Genomic DNA, 18,527 nt, shown 5'->3' with positions numbered 1-18,527 from the left:
CTACGGTTGACCCGGATCATGCAGGCGGCGATCGATGGGCACACGGCACGCTCTAAGCTAGTTCCAAAACGGTATTTTCCCCTTTGATTTAAAGCACTTAGATTCAGCCCACCGGACCGCCGGACTCACCTTATAAACACCTCAGTTCAAGGTTGCGCCCATGTCCCTGCGTCCACTTTTGCTTGCCCTCGCCCTTGCCGGTGCCACGTTTCAGGCACACGCGGCTGACCTGACCATTGGCTACATCACCGGTATCGACCCCACCAAACTGGCTCAGGCCGAAGGCCGTTATGAGCAGGCCATCGGCGAAAAAATTGACTGGCGCCGCTTTGATGCAGGCCCGGCCGTGGTCGCGGCCCTGGCCTCGGGCGATCTGCAAATCGGCAATTTGGGTTCAAGCCCGCTGGCCGCTGCGGCATCGCGCAATGTGCCGCTGGTGACGTTTATCGTCACCGCGCAAATCAAAGGCTCCGAAGCGCTGGTGGTGCGTGACGGCAGCGGCATCAACGGCCCGCAAGACTTGATTGGCAAGACCCTGGCCACGCCTTTCGTCTCGACTTCGCATTACAGCCTGCTCGGCGCACTGAAACATTGGGGCCTGACCCCGCAACAGGTGAAAGTGGTCAACCTGAGCCCGGCGCAAATTACCGCCGCCTGGAAGCGCGGCGATATTGACGGCGCGTTCACCTGGTCGCCTGCGCTGGGCGAGATCCGCAAAACCGGCAAAGTGCTGACCGACGCGGGCCAGGTCAGCGAATGGGGCGCGCCAACCTTTGAGGTGTGGGTCGCGCGCAAGGACTACGCCGAGAAGCACCCCGAAGTCATCGCCCAATTTGCCAAGGTCAGCCTTGATGCCATTGCCGACTACAACGCCCATCAGGCGGACTGGACCGCCGATTCGCCCAACGTGCAGAAGATCGCCGCCCTGACCGGTGCCAATGCACAAGACATCCCCGAGTTGTTGCAAGGTGCACATTTCCCTTCCACCCAAGAGCAAAAATCCGCCCGATTGCTGGGCGGTGGCACGGCCAAAGACCTTGCGCAAACTGCCGCTTTCCTCAAGGACCAAGGCAAAATCGAGAGCGTGTCAGCGGATTACTCGGGCTTTGTCAGCGACCAGTATTTGCCGGACTAAAAAGCCTCGCGTCATTGATAGCAATTGCACAGCATCGCCAATGGTGGGATATTCGCGAATGTTAAACGTTCTCAATCAGTGCCTTATGCGAACCTCCCCTCATCTGCTACTTGTCGAAGACGATTTTCGGTTGCGCCATGACCTTGAACGTCACTTATTGCAACGCGGCTTTGCCGTGACCGCCTGTGTCGATGGCACCCAGGGCTTGAATGCCCTGCAAAGCCAACCCTTTGACCTGGTGCTGCTGGACATTATGTTGCCCGGCCTTGACGGCCTGAGCCTGCTCGAAACCTTGCGCACGCATCAAAACGTGCCCGTGATGCTGATGTCGGCGCTGGGCAACGAGCAGGATCGCATCAGCGGCTTTACCCGCGGCGCAGATGATTACTTGCCCAAACCTTTCAGCCTCGCCGAACTGGATGCGCGCACCGATGCCCTGCTGCGGCGCATGGCCATGCAGGCCCAACGCCCTGTGCAAACACTCGACAGTGCGCTGACCTACGATGACGAGGCGCAGGACGTGCTCCACGCGGGCCATTTCGCCGGGCTCACCGGTTCGGAATTTCGCCTGCTGATGACCTTGCGCGAACATGGCGGCCAGGCCTTGAGCAAAGCTTTTTTGTATCAGCAGGTACTGCACCGTATTTACACGCGGCTGGATCGGGGGCAGGATGTGCATGTGTGTAACCTGCGGCGCAAGCTCGCCGCTGTCGGCGTGCAACATCTGCAAATTCAATCGGTGCGCAGTCAGGGCTACATCTTGATCGAGTCGCAACCCGCCTGATGCGCCGTCATCCGTTGTTGTGGAAACTGGCGCTGCTGCAAATCAGCTTTTGCCTGCTACTGACCTGGTTCATCTGGATCTGGGGGCTGTCGGCCGAGCGCAGCACCTATTTTCTGTCTGCCCAGGAGCGCGACTATCTGCGCGATTACGCGCAACAGGCCCAGGACATCTGGCGCGAGCAAGGCACCGACGGGCTGGAGCGCTTCACCGAGCGATTGTCTGCCCGCGAACAAACCTGGGTCGCGGTGCTTGGGCCACGACTTGAAAGCCTGAGCAACACGCCTGTTACCCCCGCGCATTACCAACAGTTGACGTTCATGCGCAAGCTCGACTGGCCCATGAGCCGCCGCCTGATGGATGAACTGCCCTACGTCAGCATTCCGTTCCCGGACCACCCGCAACAGGGCCAATTGGTGATTCAACTACCCGAGCGCTTGCTGCCCAACGGCCTGACCGCCTGGACCCATGCTTTCAGCCACGGCGTGATGCCGACCCTGCTGGCGGCGTTACTCGGCGTGTTGCTCTACCGCCAACTGGTGGTGCCGCTCAACCGCCTGCGTGATCGCGCCGACGCGTTGCGCGCTGACGACCTCGACAGCCAGGCGCCACTGGCCCTGATGCGTCGTCGCGACGAACTGGGCGAATTGGCACACGCCTTCGAGCACATGGCCAGCCGCTTGCGCAACAGCCTCAATCAGCAACGTTTGCTGTTGCGTACCCTGTCTCACGAACTGCGAACGCCGTTGGCGCGCCTGCGCATCGCCCACGACAGTCAGTTACCAAACGCGCAACTGCGCCAACGCCTGGACCGTGAAATCGATGACATGCAGCATTTGCTCGAAGACACCCTCAACCTCGCGTGGATGGACACTGAACGCCCACAACTGACCCGCGAGCCGGTGCTGGTGCTGTCGGTCTGGGAAGCGCTGCGCGAAGACGCCTGCTTCGAAAGCCAGTGGCCCGTTGACCGCATGCCTTGCCTGTTGAGCACCGACTGTTGCGTCAACGTCAACCTCGACAGTTTGGCCCAGGCACTGGAAAACCTGCTGCGCAATGCCATCCGCTATTCGCCGCTGCAAGGCCAAGTGACCCTGAGCGGGTGGCGCGAAGGCGATGCGTGGCATCTGTGCCTGAAGGACGAGGGACCCGGTGTGCCCCCTGATGAGCTGGACACGCTGTTTGTGCCCTATCAGCGGCTGTCCGGATGCGTGGGCGAAGGCTTCGGCCTGGGGCTGGCGATTGCCCAGCGGGCCATTGAACTGCAACAAGGCCGGTTGTGGGCCACCAATGAGCGGCCGGGGCTGTGCATGCACCTGCTATTACCGGCAGCGCAGGCTGAGGGTGGCTGAGGACGCGGCACAAGTGTTTAGAAAGTTAATGCGCTTTACTCTCAATTAGCAGTCATTATCATTCGTGATCTTCTTGTATCAGGCCGTCCCGGAGATCACCGATGTCGTTACGTGTGTTGCGCCCAATCGCCCCTTTTGTGTTGTCCGGTTGCTGGTTGTTGAGCGGTGCTGTTCATGCCGCTCTCGCAGACGAAGACACTGCGCCACCCGCGCTGCAACTGGGTAACACCAACGTGATCGCCACGGCGCAGGAAGAAACCAAACAGGCACCCGGCGTGTCGATCATTACCGCCCAAGACATTAAAAAGCGCCCTGCGGCCAATGACCTTTCGCAGATCATCCGCACCATGCCCGGCGTCAATCTCACCGGCAACTCCACCAGTGGGCAACGCGGCAATAACCGCCAGATCGACATCCGTGGCATGGGCCCGGAAAACACCCTGATTCTGGTGGACGGCAAACCGGTCAACAGCCGCAACTCGGTGCGCTACGGCTGGCGCGGTGAACGCGACAGCCGTGGCGATACCAACTGGGTGCCGGCCGATCAGGTTGAGCAGATCCAAGTGTTGCGCGGCCCCGCCGCCGCCCGTTATGGCAACGGTGCCGCCGGTGGTGTGGTCAATATCATCACCAAGCAGGCAGGCGCCGAGACCCACGGCGACGTGACCGTGTACACCTCGTTCCCACAGCACAAGGACGAAGGCGCAACGCAGCGCATGAACTTCGGCCTCAATGGCCCCCTGACCGAGAACCTCAGCTACCGCGTGTACGGCAACATCGCCAAGACCGATCCCGATGACTGGGACATCAACGCCGGGCACCAATCGGCGCGCAGCGCCAATCAGGCCGGCACCCTGCCCGCAGGCCGCGAAGGGGTACGCAACAAAGACTTCAATGGCTTACTGAGCTGGCGCATGACCCCGGACCAGACTCTGGACTTCGAAGCGGGTTTCAGCCGCCAAGGCAACCTCTACACCGGCGATACGCAAAACACCAACAGCAACGCCAACGTGAAAAAAATGCTCGGCCACGAAACCAATCGCACCTACCGCGAGACCTATGCCCTGACCCACCGCGGCGAATGGGAGGTGGGCAATAGCATGGCCTTTATCCAGTATGAAAAGACCCGCAACTCTCGCCTCAACGAAGGGCTGGCCGGCGGCACCGAAGGGATTTTCAGCGACACCAACTTCTACACCGCCGTGCTGCGTGACCTGACGGCCCACGGCGAAATCAACTTGCCGCTGCACGCCGGGCTGGATCAAACCCTGACCCTGGGCACCGAGTGGACTGAGCAAAAACTCGATGACCCGAGTGCCAACACCCAAACCACCAGCGAAGGTGGCACCGTCGGTGGCCTGAGCAGCAGCAACCGCAGCACCGCATCGTCGGCGCGGATCTTCTCGCTGTTTGCCGAAGACAACATCGAGCTGTTACCCGGCACCATGCTCACACCGGGGCTGCGCCTGGATCACCACAACGTGGTCGGGGACAACTGGAGCCCCTCGCTGAACCTGTCCCACGCGCTGACCGACACCTTGACCCTCAAAGCCGGTATCGCCCGTGCCTACAAAGCACCGAACCTGTACCAGCTCAACCCCGACTACTTGCTGTACAGCCGTGGCCAGGGTTGCTATGGCCAGAGCACCAGTTGCTACCTGCAAGGCAATGCCGACCTTAAGGCCGAAACCAGCGTCAACAAGGAACTGGGCATCGAATACAAGGACAACGGCGTGGTCGCGGGCCTGACGTATTTTCGCAACGACTACAAAAACAAGATCGAATCGGGCCTGAGTCCGATTGGTCAGGCCAGTGGCGGTAAAGGCGAATATGCCAATGCGGCGATCTACCAGTGGGAAAACGTCCCCAAAGCGCTGGTCGAAGGGTTGGAAGGCACGCTGACCCTGCCGCTGGCCGAGCAACTGAACTGGACCAACAACTTCACCTACATGCTGCAATCTAAAAACAAACAGACCGGCGACTACCTGTCCGTGACCCCGCGCTACACGGTGAACTCGATGCTGGACTGGCAAGCCACGCCAGACCTGTCGCTGCAAATGAGCGCGACCTGGTACGGCAAGCAAACACCGAAAAAATACGACTACCACGGCGATCGCGTCACGGGCACCGCCAACAACCAGCTCGCGCCCTACGCCATTGCCGGTGTGAGTGGCACTTATGCGATCACCCGCCACCTGAGCGTGACCGCAGGCGTGGATAACCTGTTCGACAAGCGCCTGTACCGCGAAGGCAACGCCCAAGGCGTGAACAACATCGCAGGTGCCGGTGCCGCTACGTACAACGAACCGGGGCGCACGCTCTACACCAGCCTGACTGCATCGTTCTAAACCTGACGAGATCGCCTGATGAGACACCTCTCGCTCCCTCTGGCGTTGCTGCTTGCCCTGGCACTGCCAGGGTTCGCGGCGCAGGCCCGGCCTGCGCTGGACGCCCCAATGGACACCCGGTTGCTGCAACGCCAGGACCTGGATTACCGCTTCAGCCGGTTACTGATCGACTCGGCGGATGGCCAACGCCATTACCAACTGTGGATCGGGCGCCCGGCCACTGCCGCCCCCAAAACCGGCTTCCCGGTGCTGTGGATGCTCGATGGCAACGCGGCCGTCGGTGCACTGGATGCCGAGTTGCTCAGTCGCCTGGCCCACGGTCAGGCTCCGCTGCTGGTAGCGGTGGGGTATGACACGCCGCTGCGCATTGAGCGCACGGCCCGCACATACGACTACACGCCTGCGCGCGCCGGTTTGAAGGCGCAGAGCGATCCCCTCACCGGTCTTCCCAGCGGCGGCGCCGATACGTTCCTTGACTTGCTGCGTGATCGCTTGCGCCCCGCCGTAGCGGCCAAAGCGCCCATCAACCTTGAACAACAAACCCTGTGGGGCCACTCGTACGGCGGTTTGCTGGTGCTGCACGCACTGCTGACCCGCCCCGGCGAGTTCGCTCACTATGCCGCCGCCAGCCCGTCACTGTGGTGGGGCGACGGTATCGCAGCCCAACAGGTTGCAGACTTGAAAAAGCGCATGGCGGGCCACACAACCGGGGTGTTGTTGATGCGCGGCACCGATGAACCCGGCAACCCGCGAGCGCCAACCAGCGGCCCCCCCGATCAACGGATGCAGCAACTGGTCACGGATTTACAAGATATCGAGGGGCTGAACGTGCAGTTCCACCCGTTCAAAGGCATGAGTCACGGCCAAACCCTGCCCGCCTCGCTGCGCTACGTGCTGCACACGCTGTACATCGACTAATCGGGCCTGGCCTGACCGAGATCACAGGCCTCTTCGCGCATCCCGTTAGACTCCGGCTTCCCTGAAACCCCAAGGAGGGCCGGTTTTCAGTCTTAGGCACAACGGATTGATGATGGGAGTACACCCGTGAAGAACTGGCACTGGCTGGTTGGTATTTTGCTGATAACGGCACTGACCCTGCTGCTGGAAATCCCCGCTGACACGTGGCTGACCAGCGCCACACTGAGTCTGATCCTGGGCGCCACTGCGTTGGCGTATATGGCCGTGTCTTGCCTGCTCGCCAGCCGTTGGCGCGTGGTGGAAAATCTGTTCGGCGGCCTCGACCGTGTCTACGACACCCACAAATGGCTGGGCATCTGGGCGCTGGTGTTTGCCTCGTACCATTTGGTGTTCAAAGCCAACCTGGAGGTGTGGAACAGCGTGCCCATTGTGGAGCTGTCCAAATACTGGACGCGCATGGTGCGTCAGTTGAGCTACGTCGCGCTGGGCATGATTGTGCTGCTCGCCTTGAACCGCAACATCCCCTACAGCGTATGGCGCTGGTGGCACAAACTGTCCGGCCCGCTGTTTTTGATCGTGATCCTGCACGGTCTGAGCTTCAAATCCCCCATCACCCTGCTCAGCCCAGCGGGCATTTGGCTGGGCGTGCTCTGCGTACTGGGCATATTGGCGGCGCTGTACAAACTGCTGCTGTACCCGTTCGTGGCGCGTGCCGGTGAATACCGCGTGATCAACGTGCGCAGCGACAAAGGCGCGGTGCACTTGACCCTGGCCCCCATCGGTAAAGGCTTTGCCTTCAAGGCCGGTCAGTTCGCGTTTCTGTCGTTCAAGGACAAAGGCCTGCGCGAGCCTCACCCCTTCACCATCGCCTGCGCCCACCGTGAAAACGGCCACCTTGAGTTCGTGATCCGGGCCTTGGGGGACTACACCCAAGCCTTACGCGAACAGGTCAAAATCGGCATGATTGCCGACCTCTACGCGCCTTACGGGCACTTCAAACGTCCGGCCAATGCGGCCAAGGAAATCTGGATTGGCGCAGGCGTCGGCATCTCGCCCTTTATCGCCTGGTTGCAAGACCCGCACGGCGAGCGTTTCGACGCCGCCACCCTGATCTATTGCTTCAACCCTGCCCGCGCCTTCCCGCCTGCAGAACAACTGCAACAGGTGGCCGAACAACGGGGCGTGGCATTCGTGGCCAATAGCGGGGGCACCGAGCAACTGGCCGAGCACCTGCGCCAGGCACTCAACCACACTTCACCGGCAGCGGTGCATGTCAGCTTCTGCGGTCCAAAAGGCTTGTTGCTGCGGGTTCGCGAACTGATGCGCGAGTGCGGCGTGCCCGAGAAGAATCTGCATGTGGAGTTGTTTGAATTTCGCTGAGGGCAAAGGTGTACAGGCGCGGCTCAGGCAGCGCCTTTTTTATGGGCAGCGGATGCCATTTGATGCTAAAAAGCTGCGCTGCATAGCCGCCAGAGCGATTTTGAGTGTTCGAGTTCACCAGTTACATCGGGCTGTTCCTCGCCGCATTTGGCGCGGCGTCCCTGTTGCCGATGCAGTCCGAAGCGGTGCTGGTGGGCATGCTGGTGTCGACCCGCTACAGCGTGGTGCTGCTGTTGATCGTCGCCACACTCGGCAATGTGCTGGGGTCGGTGCTCAACTGGCTACTGGGGCGCTCGGTCGAGCGCTTTCGCCACAAGCGCTGGTTTCCCGTGAGCCAAACAAAGCTTGAAAAAGCGCAGCAGTTTTATCTGCGCTATGGCCGCTGGTCGTTGCTGCTCAGTTGGGTGCCGATCATTGGCGATCCTCTGACCCTGATCGCCGGGGTGATGCGCGAGCCGCTTTGGCGGTTTGTGCTGATTGTGACGCTGGCCAAAGCGGCTCGGTATGCGGTGTTGACCGACCTTACGCTGGGCTGGATCAATGCTTAGGGTGCTGGCGCGCGCAGGGTGATGTGAGTGATTTCTGCCGCACGACCCAGCCGAACAGGAAAGCCGTTCCACAACCCGGTGCCGTTGCTCACGTAAAGCTGCATGCCTTGCACATCGTAAAGTCCCGAGACAAACCCCTGATTGGCCCATTGCGCCAATAGATGCGGCCCCAGGATTTGGCCACCGTGGGTGTGCCCCGACAGTTGCAGACCGACGCCTTGCCTGGCATTGGCCAGGGCGCCAATGGGGCGGTGACTGAGCAGGATCACCGGGGCATCCTGCGGAGCATCGCGCAGGGATGCGGCTACGTCCGGCAACGGTAACCTCGATGTCGACGCCGCTTTGTCGGTGATACCCGCCAGTACCAATTGCCGACCGTTATGGGTCACCAGCACGTGTTCATTGAGCAGCATGTGCAGGCCCAACTGTTCGAACGCGGGCAACCAGTGCACGTAGTCAACGTAGTATTCGTGGTTACCGGGGATGGCAAACACGCCATACCGTGCGCTGAGCTGCTGCAAAGGTTGCACATCGGCTGCACGGGCTTGCGGGGTGCCATCGACCAGGTCGCCGGTGATCACAATCAGATCCGGTTGCAGGGCATTGGTTTTTTCGACCACCGCCTGCATCCACGGCGCTTGCAGCAGTCGGCTGGCGTGCAGGTCGCTCAGTTGCACCAGCCGCAAGCCGTCCATTTGCGCCGGCAAATGCGGCACCGTGACTTCAATGTTTTTCACATCCGGCACGCGTATCGCTTGCCACACGCCCAATAACGACAAGCCGACGCTGATGATGCCCAGAGCGGCATTCAGGCGCCGATTGCGCAGCAGTTCTCGACCTTTTCGAGGTGAGACAAAATACGTCAGCAAGCCGATTACATCGCGCATTAACAGCAGCAGTGCCAGCACGATCAGACTGCCAAACGCCCAGCCCAGCGCAATCAACACCTCACCGGGTATTTCGGGCGACGCCATGCTGCCAAACACATTGCGGGTGATCAGGTGATGCTCGGCCACCAGCAACAGCAACGCGCTGAGCACCCACTTGCCGGGCAGGCTGACACGCAATGGCCAGATGAAGCGCCCCATTACATACAGCGCGATGAATGCAGTAACCACATGAAACATGCTTATTTCCTGTCCAGACCTGAGGTGTGCGGCGCAAAGAGTGACAAGCCGGGGATGTCATTGCAACCGTTCGCCCGTCTCATAGCCGATGCAGCACTTGGCGCTGGCGCGTCAGGCTTGCGGCGTGTCTTGTGCGGCAGAACGGCTGATCCGGTACATGCTCACGCAATAAATCGCCAAGGCCACACCCGCCAGTCCGCCGCCGGTTACGCCAATGTAGGAGTAACCCGCGTTGGCGCCGACCCAACTGCCCAGCAGCGCCCCGCCCCCGATACCTATGTTGTAGATGCCGGAGAACATGGCCATCGCCACGTCAGTGGCATCAGGTGCAAGCATCAGCACCCGCGATTGCAACGCCAACCCGAAGCACATGATGGCCATGCCCCAGAACAGGCTTAACGTGGCCAGATACGACTCTTTACCACTGAGCGGCAACAGCAACGTCAGGCACACGGCCAGCACCGACACGGCAACCACCAGAAAGCGTTGCGGGCTATGGCGATGCAACACGCTGAACAACAGCGAACCAATGATCCCGGCGCCGCCAAACAGCAGCAAAATGATCGTCACCACATTGCCACTCATGCCCGCCACGGTCTGAATGAACGGTTCGATGTAGCTGTAAGCGGTGAACTGCGCGGTGACCACCATCGCGGTCAGCACGTAAACGGCCACCAGCGCCGGACGCTTGAACAGCACCGGCAAGCTTCTGAGCGAGCCCGAGTTTTGGCTCGGCAACAGCGGCAACGTTCGCGCCAGCCAAAACACCAACGCCACGGCAAAACCGGCAATTACCAAAAATGTGGTGCGCCAGCCCATCGCCTCGCCCAGCAGTCGGCCCAGCGGAATTCCCAAGACCATTGCCAGTGAGGTGCCGGTCGCCAATAAGCCCAGTGCTTGCACCTGTTTGCCTTCTGGCGCCAGACGCACCGCCAACGACGCGGTGATGGACCAGAACAGTGCATGGGACAACGCGACACCAATTCGGCTGAGCATCAGGATGCCGAAGTTGGACGCCACACTGGACAGCACATGGCTGGCGATAAACATGCCAAAGAGGATCAACAGCAACTTGCGCCGCTCCACGTTGCGCGTCAGCAACATGATCGGCAGCGAGGTCAGCGACACGACCCACGCATAAATCGTGAGCATCAGCCCGACACTGGCGGTGGTCATATCAAAACTGGCACCTATCGCACTCAGCAGGCCCACGGGCACAAATTCGGTGGTATTGAACACAAACGCGGCCAGCGCCAGCGCGATGACCGGTTGCCAATTGGCATTGGATGAAACGTTGGGAGTGCTCATTTAAAGGGTGTACTACTCGCTATCGATGATCTAACAGGCCCATGACTCGACCTCCCCGGCACATGCTTTTTGCATTCACAACACGTGCCATGCGCAGCGGGTCAGCCGCCTGAGCCACACAGTGCGGCATTCTATAGGCATCTGCCCCAAACGTTAGTGCACATCGATTGAGCGCGCGAGACATTTTGTCGCACGGGTGCCTGTGCCCCGCTTCAACCGTGCACTGCCCCAAACAGGTTAGTGCGCAGCCCAGAGATGCTACCCTGCGCGCCTCAAAGATCTGGCAACCAGCCAGGCAACATCTCCCCGTGCCGGCGCCAGCGTGCACAGGCCAGCAGGCGCGGGGCTGTTCAGGAGTTTTCATGGTCAAGCCTTCGCCGCGTCTTGCATTCAATGCCTTGAGTTTCAGCCTGCTGGTCACCAGCGCCGTGCAAACGGCTCACGCCAGTGAAACCGAGCTGCCCGCCATTTCGGTCACCGGCCAGGACAGCATTGGCTATCAGGCAGACACGGCATCGGTCGGCGGGTTTGACGCGGCACCGTTGCTCGACACCCCGGCTTCGATTTCGGTGTTCAATGAAGCGCTGATCAACGACCAACAGGCGCGCCTGCTCAGCGACGTGTTAAAAAATGACGCGTCGGTCGGCGAAAGCTATGCCCCCATCGGTTATTACCAGAACTTTGTAGTGCGCGGTTTCTCGCTGAACGCGGCCAGCAGCTACAAAATCAATGGGCGCACCATCGCTGGCGAGCAAAACGTCGGGCTTGAGAACAAGCAGCAAGTGGAACTGCTCAAAGGCCTTTCTGGCTTGCAAACCGGCATGTCGGAACCCGGCGGCTTGGTCAACTATGTGACCAAACGCGCAGCCGATGTGCGCTCGGTAACGGTGTCCACCGACGAGCGTGGCAGCGGTTACATCGCCACCGACGTCGGCGGCTGGTTTGGCAGGGAGCAACAATTTGGCCTGCGCGCCAACGTGGCCCATGAAGACATCCACTCATACGTTGAGCACGCCAATGGCCAGCGCGATTTCGTGTCGCTGGCCTTCGACTGGAACATCAGCCCCGATGCGCTGCTGCAACTGGATGTGGAATACCAGACCAAAGAACAACGTTCAGTGCCCGGTTACCAACTGCTGGGTGGCACCGAACTGCCCCATGACGCCTCGCCAAAAAAACTGCTGGGCCATCAAAGCGGCTCAAAACCCGTCACCATCGATTCGCTGAACATGAACGGCAACTTTGAGTACCGCTTCAGCGACAACTGGAAAGGCACCCTCAGCGCCTCACGCAGCAAAGTGGTGATCGACGACTACAGCGCCTTTGCCTGGGGTGGATGCGCGACAGGCGACGCGTGCTCCCAAGGCAACTATTTCACCCCTGAAGGCGGCTACGATATTTACGACTTCCGCAGCCCCGATGACACTCGGCGCAACGACGAGGCCCAAGCCACCCTCAGCGGCAGTTTCAATACGGGCGGCCTGCGCCATGAATTGACGGTGGGCAGCAGCGCCTTGCGCCGCGTGGTGAATAACCGCACCTCGATCATGGAGTGGATCGGCAGCGCTAACATCCACGCCGAACCCGCAGACTACCCGCGCTACAACGGTGCTTTGAACGACAGCCACCGACGCCTCGACAGCCGCCAATACGGGGTGTTCTTCAACGATCGCATCAGCTTCAACGAGCAATGGCAAACCGTACTGGGCGGGCGCGAAGTACGCCTGGACGAAAAAACCTTCGACGACAGCGGTGACACCACGCGCCACACCCAACGCTACGAATTCCTGCCGCAGGCAGCGCTGATCTACAAACCGCTGCACAACCTGACGCTCTACACCCGCTACAGCAAAGGCTTGTCGCTGGGTGGCACAGCGCCGTGGTTCGCCAGCAATGCCTTTGAGATCCTGACGCCCAGCGTTGCGCGGCAAATCGAAGCCGGGGTCAAGTACGACTGGCAGCGCTTGAGCCTCAGCGCCACGCTGTTCCAGATGCGCCAGGCGTACCAGTATTCGCAACCCGATGGCGCTGGCCACTTCACCTACGTGCAGCAAGGCGAGCAGAAAAACACCGGGCTGGAACTGGCGGCTAACGGCTGGGTGACTCAGCGCTTGCAGGTGTCTGCAAGTGTGGCAGCCATCCGCTCACGGGTATCGGGTAGCGGCACGCCCGAGTACGAGGGCCATCAAACCATCAACGTCCCGACCCTGCGCGCCAGCCTCTATGGCGATTACGCCCTGCCGTGGGTCGATGGCCTGGCGCTGCTCGGCGGCGTGCAATACAGCGGCAAAAAATACGCCAACCAACAGGGCAACGTGCAGGCGGCCAGTTATGCGGTGTTCAACATGGGTAGCCGCTACAGCACCCGCATCGAAGGGTACGACACGGTGTTTCGCCTGACCGTCGACAACCTGTTCGACAAGCGTTACTGGCGCGATGTCGGCGACTACATGGGCGACAACTACGTGTTCCAGGGCGCACCGCTGACAGCCCGGTTGAGTGCTTCAATCGATTTTTGATGCAATTTCATTTGTGCGTCGCTTTTACATTTCTGTGCGACAGATCGCATTTGAGGGGCTGCCTGCGCGACGATGGGGTGTTAGTTTGGAAAAGTTTTGTAGCAACTTAACCACCTACTCACTCATTACCTGCAAAGGAATGCCCATCGCAATGGATTTCTCCCTGAAAAAACTGGCTGCGGCCACCTTGGTACTGGCGGCCTTGTCCTCGTTCACCAGCGTCGCCAACGCCAACATCACCCCGCAACAAAGCGCGGCGATTTTGAAAAGCTTCAATGACGCTTCGATCAACGACTTCAGGCAGTTCGTGACTGTCCTGAGCAAAAGCGAGCTGGCGAAAACCGATAACCTCGGCGCGACCCTCGACGCTTTTCTCGCCAACAAGCCGCTTAACGCTGAACAGCAAAACGAGATTCATCGCCTGCTGGGCTTGTATACGCGCGTGAAGTACGGCAAGGCCGCAACCGAAACGCTGCGTGAATTGGTGGCCATCCCCACCGTGACGGTCGAGGGCGTGGCGCAACATGAAAACCCTGAGTTCATCAAAATCGCCGACAAGATCAAAAGCCTGGCCGAGAGTTTTGGCCTGAAGTTTCGCAACGTCGATAACCGCGTCTATGAGATCTCCCTCGACGGCAGCGGCGATGAAGTGGTGGGCATTCACGCCCATGCCGATGTGGTACCCGTCACCCCTGAAAATTGGGTGCTCAAAGACGGCACACGCCTTGATCCGTTCAAGGTCACGCTGATCGGTGACCGCATGTACGGCCGCGGCACAGAAGATGACAAGAACGGTATCGTGGTCACCCTTTACGCCATGAAGGTGATCAAAGAAGAAAAACTGCCGCTGGCGCGCAACTTCAAGCTGTTGGTCGATACCACCGAAGAGACTTCGGGCGACGCCATGCCGTACTACTTCGAGCATAACCCGACGCCCCAGTACAACTTGGCGCTGGACGGTGGCTACCCGGTGGTGATTGCAGAAAAGGGCTACGGCACCGTCATGGCCAACTTCGCTCGCCGCGACGGTTTGGGCCAGGGCGCTGAAATCATCTCGTTGACGGGCGGCATGGCCACCAACCAGATTCCATCCACTTCGGTGGCCACCTTGGTGACGGACAAACCGGCCGAATTGGCTGGCGAGTTGAACAAAGCCGGGGCCGAGTATGCCAAGCGCAATGGCGGTGACTTCGAGGTAAACGCCAAGGTCGTCGGCAAGGACGTGCTCCTGACCGTCACAGGCGTATCCGCCCACTCGTCCGAGCCTGAATCGGGGGTCAACCCTGTCGCGCGCATGCTCGACTTCATTCACGGTCTGAACGGCAAAGTCGCGCTCAAGTCCAACCACATCACCGACGCTGCGCGTTATGCGTCCGAAAATTGGGGGCTGGATTACACCGGCGAAAAACTCGGCGTCGGGTTCAAGGATGCCTTCATGGGGCCGTTGACCACCTCGCTGACGTATGTCGGCCTGGATGACAAAGGCTTGAAACTGGCGGTTAACCTGCGCGTGCCAAAAGGCAAGTCACCCGAGGTGCTGAAGAAAGAAATCGCCGACAAACTCGGCGCCTGGAGCGCCAGCACGAAAACCCCGGTGACCTTCGATTACACCATCGCTGAGCCGATGTATCGCAACCCTGAAGGTGAGTGGGTCAAGGCGCTGCTGGCCGTCGCCACCGAAAACCTGGGCCTGGAGCATAAGTTCGAGTCGTCGGCAGGCGCGACCTCGGTGCACGACCTGCCCAACGGCGTGCAATTTGGCCTGGCCATGCCTAACGTCAAATACACCGGGCACACTGACAACGAGTTCAAGACTGTTGAGCAGTTCATGCTGGACCTGCAAATTGTCACCGAAATGATGGGCCGTATCGGGCAGTTGCCTAACCTGTAAACGCAAAGAAGGCCCGCCACGGCATGAGGATCAACCCATTGCCCTGGCGGGCCCTGTCATCAGCAACCGCTCAACGCCACCTGTGGACGCTCGCCGGCAAAGAAAAACGGACGCAGGCGCACACCCACGCTGTTGCCGATAAATGCCGCCACTAGCCACGCCCAGCCATGCAGGCTGCCCGAGGCGATGCCACTGAAATACGCGCCAATGTTGCAACCGTAGGCCATACGCGACCCATACCCCAGCAACAGCCCCCCGATGACAGCCGCCAACAGCGAACGCGCCGGGATTTTCAGGCTGGGTGCGAATCGCCCTGCCAGTCCAGCCGCCATTAAAGCGCCCAGAATGATGCCGACGTTCATCACGCTGGTGACGTCTTGCCACACGGGGGCGGCCAGCGCCTTGGCATTGCCGGGGATCTGCCAGAACCCCCAACTGCTGACATCGACACCCAGCGCAGTGACCGCTTTGGCCCCCCACAATGCGAACGCCGAGGTGATGCCCCACGGCCGCCCGGCCAGCGCCAGCGTGGCGTAATTGAGCAGCGCTAAACCAATCGCCCCCCAGACCAAGGGCCACGGCCCGCGCAAGAAGCGGCGTAGCCCCGGCTGCTGGCTGGCCACCGGGGCTTCAAGTGCACCATGACGACGCTTTTCCAGGTGTACCGTGACCGCCGCAATCAAGGCAAAGACGGCCAGGCTCACGAGCAATGCGGGCACGACCCCAAAGCTTTTGACGATGGAGGTGGCCGGGAACGACGGCAGTGAAAACCACCAGTCAACGTGATGCGTGGCGATCAATGAGCCGCAGATAAAAAACAACAATGTCACCAGCATGCGCGCATTACCGCCACCGACCGTGAACAGCGTACCCGATGCGCAGCCCCCGCCCAGTTGCATGCCGATACCGAAAATAAACGCCCCCACCACCACCGACACCCCGATGGGCGCGACCAATCCGACCACCGGCTGACCGAACAACGTCCCCGCAGCCAGTGCCGGGAAAAACAACACCACCGCCACCGCCAGCATCACCATTTGCGCACGCAAACCGGCGCCACGCCGATCATTGATAAACACCCGCCAGGCCGAGGTAAAACCGAAAGCCGCGTGATAAAGCGTCAGCCCTAGCGCCGCCCCGACCACCAGCAATAACACTTGACGTGAGCCGACGCTGTTTTGCAAAAACACGGCCCCCAGCAAAAGCAAAATAAAAGCCACCAGCGGCGCAACCGCCGTGCGCGCCGGGGTCATAGAGAGGGAACGGCTCATGAGGTATCTCGGTTCGTTTGAATAAGGTTAATTGCGTTGGCGGCCAGTATAAGCCTGAGGGCGGGCTCATTGCCGTGCAAATGCATCGCCTGGGCAAAACGCATGTGGTCCAGTACCTGCACGCCGATTAGTGACTAAACTGATACAAATCATGTAGGAAGCGCGCTCTGAACTTGTAGTCATAGGCGCAGACTGCGATAAGGTGCGCCGTAAATCCGGGTTAAACCCTCAGCAAGACCTTCGCCACCGAACGCAGCCTTCGGGGGCGGCTAAAAAGACGGATCAGGCCACGTTGACGTCGCCATCGGTTCAATTAACACCCTCAGGAATTATCAATATGTGCGTGGTTATTGCATGAAGTGGCTCAAGGGCATATTGCTGGGCACCGCCCTGCTTGCAGTGGGCGCGGTTGGGCTAGGGTTGTTTTACTTTCTGCCCCAACACGATGTGGTGATGGTCACGGGCGTGGAAGTCAAACGGGTCGATCACAACGGCGTGATCAACGCAGAAAACCCCGCTGACGGCCCGACCCGGGATGTTTATTTCATCAACACTGAAGACCCGGTCACCAAAGAGGTGATGGTGTATCGCAATGAGGACACGGGCTGGTCCTTTCCGTGGTATTTCAAATTCGACTCAGCTGACATCCAGGCCAAGGCCCAAGGGTATTCGCGCGATGCCAACCAACTGGCCTTGATTCGTTACTACGGCTGGCGCATCAAGATTTTCTCGGTGTTCCCCAACATCACTGCAATCGAAGCCACCAACAGCCGCGCTGAACCCTTCCCCTGGTTCAATACAGTGTTCTTCAGCGTGCTGGCGCTGGTCCTGATTTGCCTGGCGGTCTTTATCAAGCGCCGCTTGAAGCGTCGTCCGCAAATGCTGGCCAATTGATCCATGCGCCCCTGACCGGGGCGCCCCTCCCCGCTGTGAGGCGACCTTTGAGTGGCCAGGCACTACTCAAGCGCCCACAGTGGATTACCTGCCATCAAGGCCGTGGCCCAGTCTGAAAAAGCCCGCACCCTCACCGATAAATCACGGGTCGGGGGGTACACCAGGGAGACGGGCAGGCTTTCCATGTGCCAGTCGGGCAACACTTCTACCAAGCTGCCACCTTGCAGGTGCATCGCGGCTTCGGCCCGCGGCACAAATGCCACGCCCAGTCCGGCCACCGTTGCCGCGGTCGCAGTCCCGCCATTGTTGAAATACATCGTCGGCAGTTGATCGAGAATGAATTGCTCGTTACCGCGCGTGATTGTTGGCAGATGACGCCTGTTGGTGGCCGGAAACTTGAATCCCAAGTGGGTGTGCCCAGCAAGATCAGTGGGCCTTGCAATCACGGTGGTCGCCGCCAGGTACGCGGGTGAAGCACATAAGCAGTAGCGCATCAGCCCAACAGGTCGGCAAATCAGATTCTGGTCCGACACCTGACCGACCCGGATGGCGCAATCCACGCCCTCTTCGACCAGGTCCACAATGCGTTCGTCGCAACTGATTTCCAGGTGTATCTGCGGGAAGCAGGACGCGAAATCCGGCAGCGAGGGACCGATCAATAAACTGCCCACCGGTGACGGCATTTCGATTTTTACGTGCCCGCGTATGGCGTTGCGGCTTCTCGAAACAGACGCTTCAAGCTCGTTCACATCTTCCAGCACTGCGCGGGCGCGCCGGTAGTAAGCCGTGCCTTCAGCGGTGGCTGACACCTTGCGCGTGGTGCGATGCAGCAGCTTGACGCCCAATAAATGTTCGAGCGCCTGAACCTGACCCGAGACCGTGGTCTTGGCTAAATTCAGCGACTGCGCTGCACGGCTAAAGCTGCCTACCTCGACGATTCGACAGAACGCTCGCATCGCTTCCAATCGATCAAATGCCATTGTCCGAATTTCCGTAAAAACAAAACGTATGGACCCGGTTTATCCGCAGAGGATTTTTTTCTATAGTCCCTCCAC

General features: G+C 60.0%; 14 protein-coding genes. 10 read left to right on the top strand and 4 right to left on the bottom strand.

The window, feature by feature from the left end; translation table 11 throughout:
* Positions 1-160: 160 nt before the first annotated feature.
* The 7 genes from tauA to AP059_RS04595 all read left to right on the top strand — a co-directional run bounded on the left by tauA (position 161) and on the right by AP059_RS04595 (position 8,462).
* On the top strand, positions 161-1,135 hold the full coding sequence (gene tauA / locus AP059_RS04625) for a taurine ABC transporter substrate-binding protein (RefSeq protein WP_059762096.1): 975 nt from the start codon (positions 161-163) through the stop codon (positions 1,133-1,135).
* An 85-nt stretch (positions 1,136-1,220) separates the two neighbouring features.
* Positions 1,221-1,919, top strand: a complete 699-nt coding sequence (locus AP059_RS04620; RefSeq protein WP_059762095.1) for a response regulator transcription factor — start codon at positions 1,221-1,223, stop codon at positions 1,917-1,919.
* Positions 1,919-3,268, top strand: coding sequence for a HAMP domain-containing sensor histidine kinase (locus tag AP059_RS04615; RefSeq protein WP_059762094.1), 1,350 nt, complete (start codon positions 1,919-1,921; stop codon positions 3,266-3,268). Before AP059_RS04620 ends, AP059_RS04615 begins: the two co-directional genes overlap by 1 nt.
* A 101-nt stretch (positions 3,269-3,369) precedes the next feature.
* Positions 3,370-5,616, top strand: a complete 2,247-nt coding sequence (locus AP059_RS04610) for a TonB-dependent siderophore receptor (RefSeq protein WP_059762093.1) — start codon at positions 3,370-3,372, stop codon at positions 5,614-5,616.
* An 18-nt stretch (positions 5,617-5,634) separates the two neighbouring features.
* Entirely contained in the window at positions 5,635-6,534 is a 900-nt protein-coding gene (locus AP059_RS04605) for an alpha/beta hydrolase (protein WP_059762092.1), read from the top strand.
* A gap of 126 nt (positions 6,535-6,660) precedes the next feature.
* Entirely contained in the window at positions 6,661-7,914 is a 1,254-nt protein-coding gene (locus AP059_RS04600) for a ferredoxin reductase family protein (RefSeq protein WP_059762091.1), read from the top strand.
* Positions 7,915-8,018: 104 nt separating this feature from the next.
* A complete protein-coding gene (locus AP059_RS04595) occupies positions 8,019-8,462 on the top strand; it encodes a YqaA family protein (RefSeq protein WP_059762090.1) in 444 nt (147 codons plus the stop codon).
* Here the strand turns inward: AP059_RS04595 and AP059_RS04590 are convergent.
* Positions 8,459-9,589: a metallophosphoesterase gene (locus tag AP059_RS04590; protein ID WP_059762089.1), complete on the bottom strand. Its 1,131-nt coding sequence runs from the start codon at positions 9,587-9,589 to the stop codon at positions 8,459-8,461. The two genes, AP059_RS04595 and AP059_RS04590, sit on opposite strands and share 4 nt — an antisense overlap.
* Before the next feature lie 111 nt (positions 9,590-9,700).
* Positions 9,701-10,897 carry a sugar transporter gene (locus tag AP059_RS04585; RefSeq protein ID WP_059762088.1) on the bottom strand — a complete coding sequence of 399 codons (1,197 nt, stop codon included), beginning with the start codon at positions 10,895-10,897 and terminating at the stop codon, positions 9,701-9,703.
* Positions 10,898-11,259: 362 nt separating this feature from the next.
* Between AP059_RS04585 and AP059_RS04580 the strand changes: the two genes are divergently transcribed.
* Entirely contained in the window at positions 11,260-13,416 is a 2,157-nt protein-coding gene (locus AP059_RS04580; RefSeq protein WP_059762087.1) for a TonB-dependent siderophore receptor, read from the top strand.
* Positions 13,417-13,567: 151 nt separating this feature from the next.
* A complete protein-coding gene (locus tag AP059_RS04575) occupies positions 13,568-15,307 on the top strand; it encodes a dipeptidase (RefSeq protein WP_059762086.1) in 1,740 nt (579 codons plus the stop codon).
* A 59-nt stretch (positions 15,308-15,366) separates the two neighbouring features.
* Here the strand turns inward: AP059_RS04575 and AP059_RS04570 are convergent, their stop codons facing one another.
* A complete protein-coding gene (locus AP059_RS04570; RefSeq protein ID WP_059762085.1) occupies positions 15,367-16,578 on the bottom strand; it encodes a YeeE/YedE family protein in 1,212 nt (403 codons plus the stop codon).
* 354 nt (positions 16,579-16,932) lie between these two features.
* Between AP059_RS04570 and AP059_RS04565 the strand changes: the two genes are divergently transcribed.
* Positions 16,933-17,472 carry a DUF1523 family protein gene (locus tag AP059_RS04565; RefSeq protein WP_059762084.1) on the top strand — a complete coding sequence of 180 codons (540 nt, stop codon included), beginning with the start codon at positions 16,933-16,935 and terminating at the stop codon, positions 17,470-17,472.
* A gap of 62 nt (positions 17,473-17,534) precedes the next feature.
* On the opposite strand, the gene AP059_RS04560 is transcribed toward AP059_RS04565, so the two are convergent.
* The gene (locus tag AP059_RS04560; protein WP_059762083.1) at positions 17,535-18,452 is read right to left on the bottom strand and encodes a LysR family transcriptional regulator; all 918 of its coding nucleotides are present in this window, start codon (positions 18,450-18,452) and stop codon (positions 17,535-17,537) included.
* Positions 18,453-18,527 lie beyond the last annotated feature (75 nt).

It is taken from the genome of Pseudomonas sp. TAA207, assembly GCF_001529285.1.
GTDB classification, from domain to species: domain Bacteria; phylum Pseudomonadota; class Gammaproteobacteria; order Pseudomonadales; family Pseudomonadaceae; genus Aquipseudomonas; species Aquipseudomonas weihenstephanensis.
The sequence above is the reverse complement of the archived record's forward strand: the minus strand, read 5'-3'. Positions and strand labels throughout refer to the sequence as shown.

Bases quoted from the DNA above. Each gene is read 5' to 3' on its own strand.
- AP059_RS04605 (WP_059762092.1), top strand. From the start codon at position 5,635: ATGAGACACCTCTCGCTCCCTCTGGCGTTGCTGCTTGCCCTGGCACTG.
- tauA (WP_059762096.1), top strand. From the start codon at position 161: ATGTCCCTGCGTCCACTTTTGCTTGCCCTCGCCCTTGCCGGTGCCACG.
- AP059_RS04610 (WP_059762093.1), top strand. From the start codon at position 3,370: ATGTCGTTACGTGTGTTGCGCCCAATCGCCCCTTTTGTGTTGTCCGGT.
- AP059_RS04585 (WP_059762088.1), bottom strand. From the start codon at position 10,897: ATGAGCACTCCCAACGTTTCATCCAATGCCAATTGGCAACCGGTCATC.
- AP059_RS04570 (WP_059762085.1), bottom strand. From the start codon at position 16,578: ATGAGCCGTTCCCTCTCTATGACCCCGGCGCGCACGGCGGTTGCGCCG.
- AP059_RS04560 (WP_059762083.1), bottom strand. From the start codon at position 18,452: ATGGCATTTGATCGATTGGAAGCGATGCGAGCGTTCTGTCGAATCGTC.
- AP059_RS04565 (WP_059762084.1), top strand. From the start codon at position 16,933: ATGAAGTGGCTCAAGGGCATATTGCTGGGCACCGCCCTGCTTGCAGTG.
- AP059_RS04590 (WP_059762089.1), bottom strand. From the start codon at position 9,589: ATGTTTCATGTGGTTACTGCATTCATCGCGCTGTATGTAATGGGGCGC.
- AP059_RS04620 (WP_059762095.1), top strand. From the start codon at position 1,221: ATGCGAACCTCCCCTCATCTGCTACTTGTCGAAGACGATTTTCGGTTG.
- AP059_RS04575 (WP_059762086.1), top strand. From the start codon at position 13,568: ATGGATTTCTCCCTGAAAAAACTGGCTGCGGCCACCTTGGTACTGGCG.
- AP059_RS04615 (WP_059762094.1), top strand. From the start codon at position 1,919: ATGCGCCGTCATCCGTTGTTGTGGAAACTGGCGCTGCTGCAAATCAGC.
- AP059_RS04580 (WP_059762087.1), top strand. From the start codon at position 11,260: ATGGTCAAGCCTTCGCCGCGTCTTGCATTCAATGCCTTGAGTTTCAGC.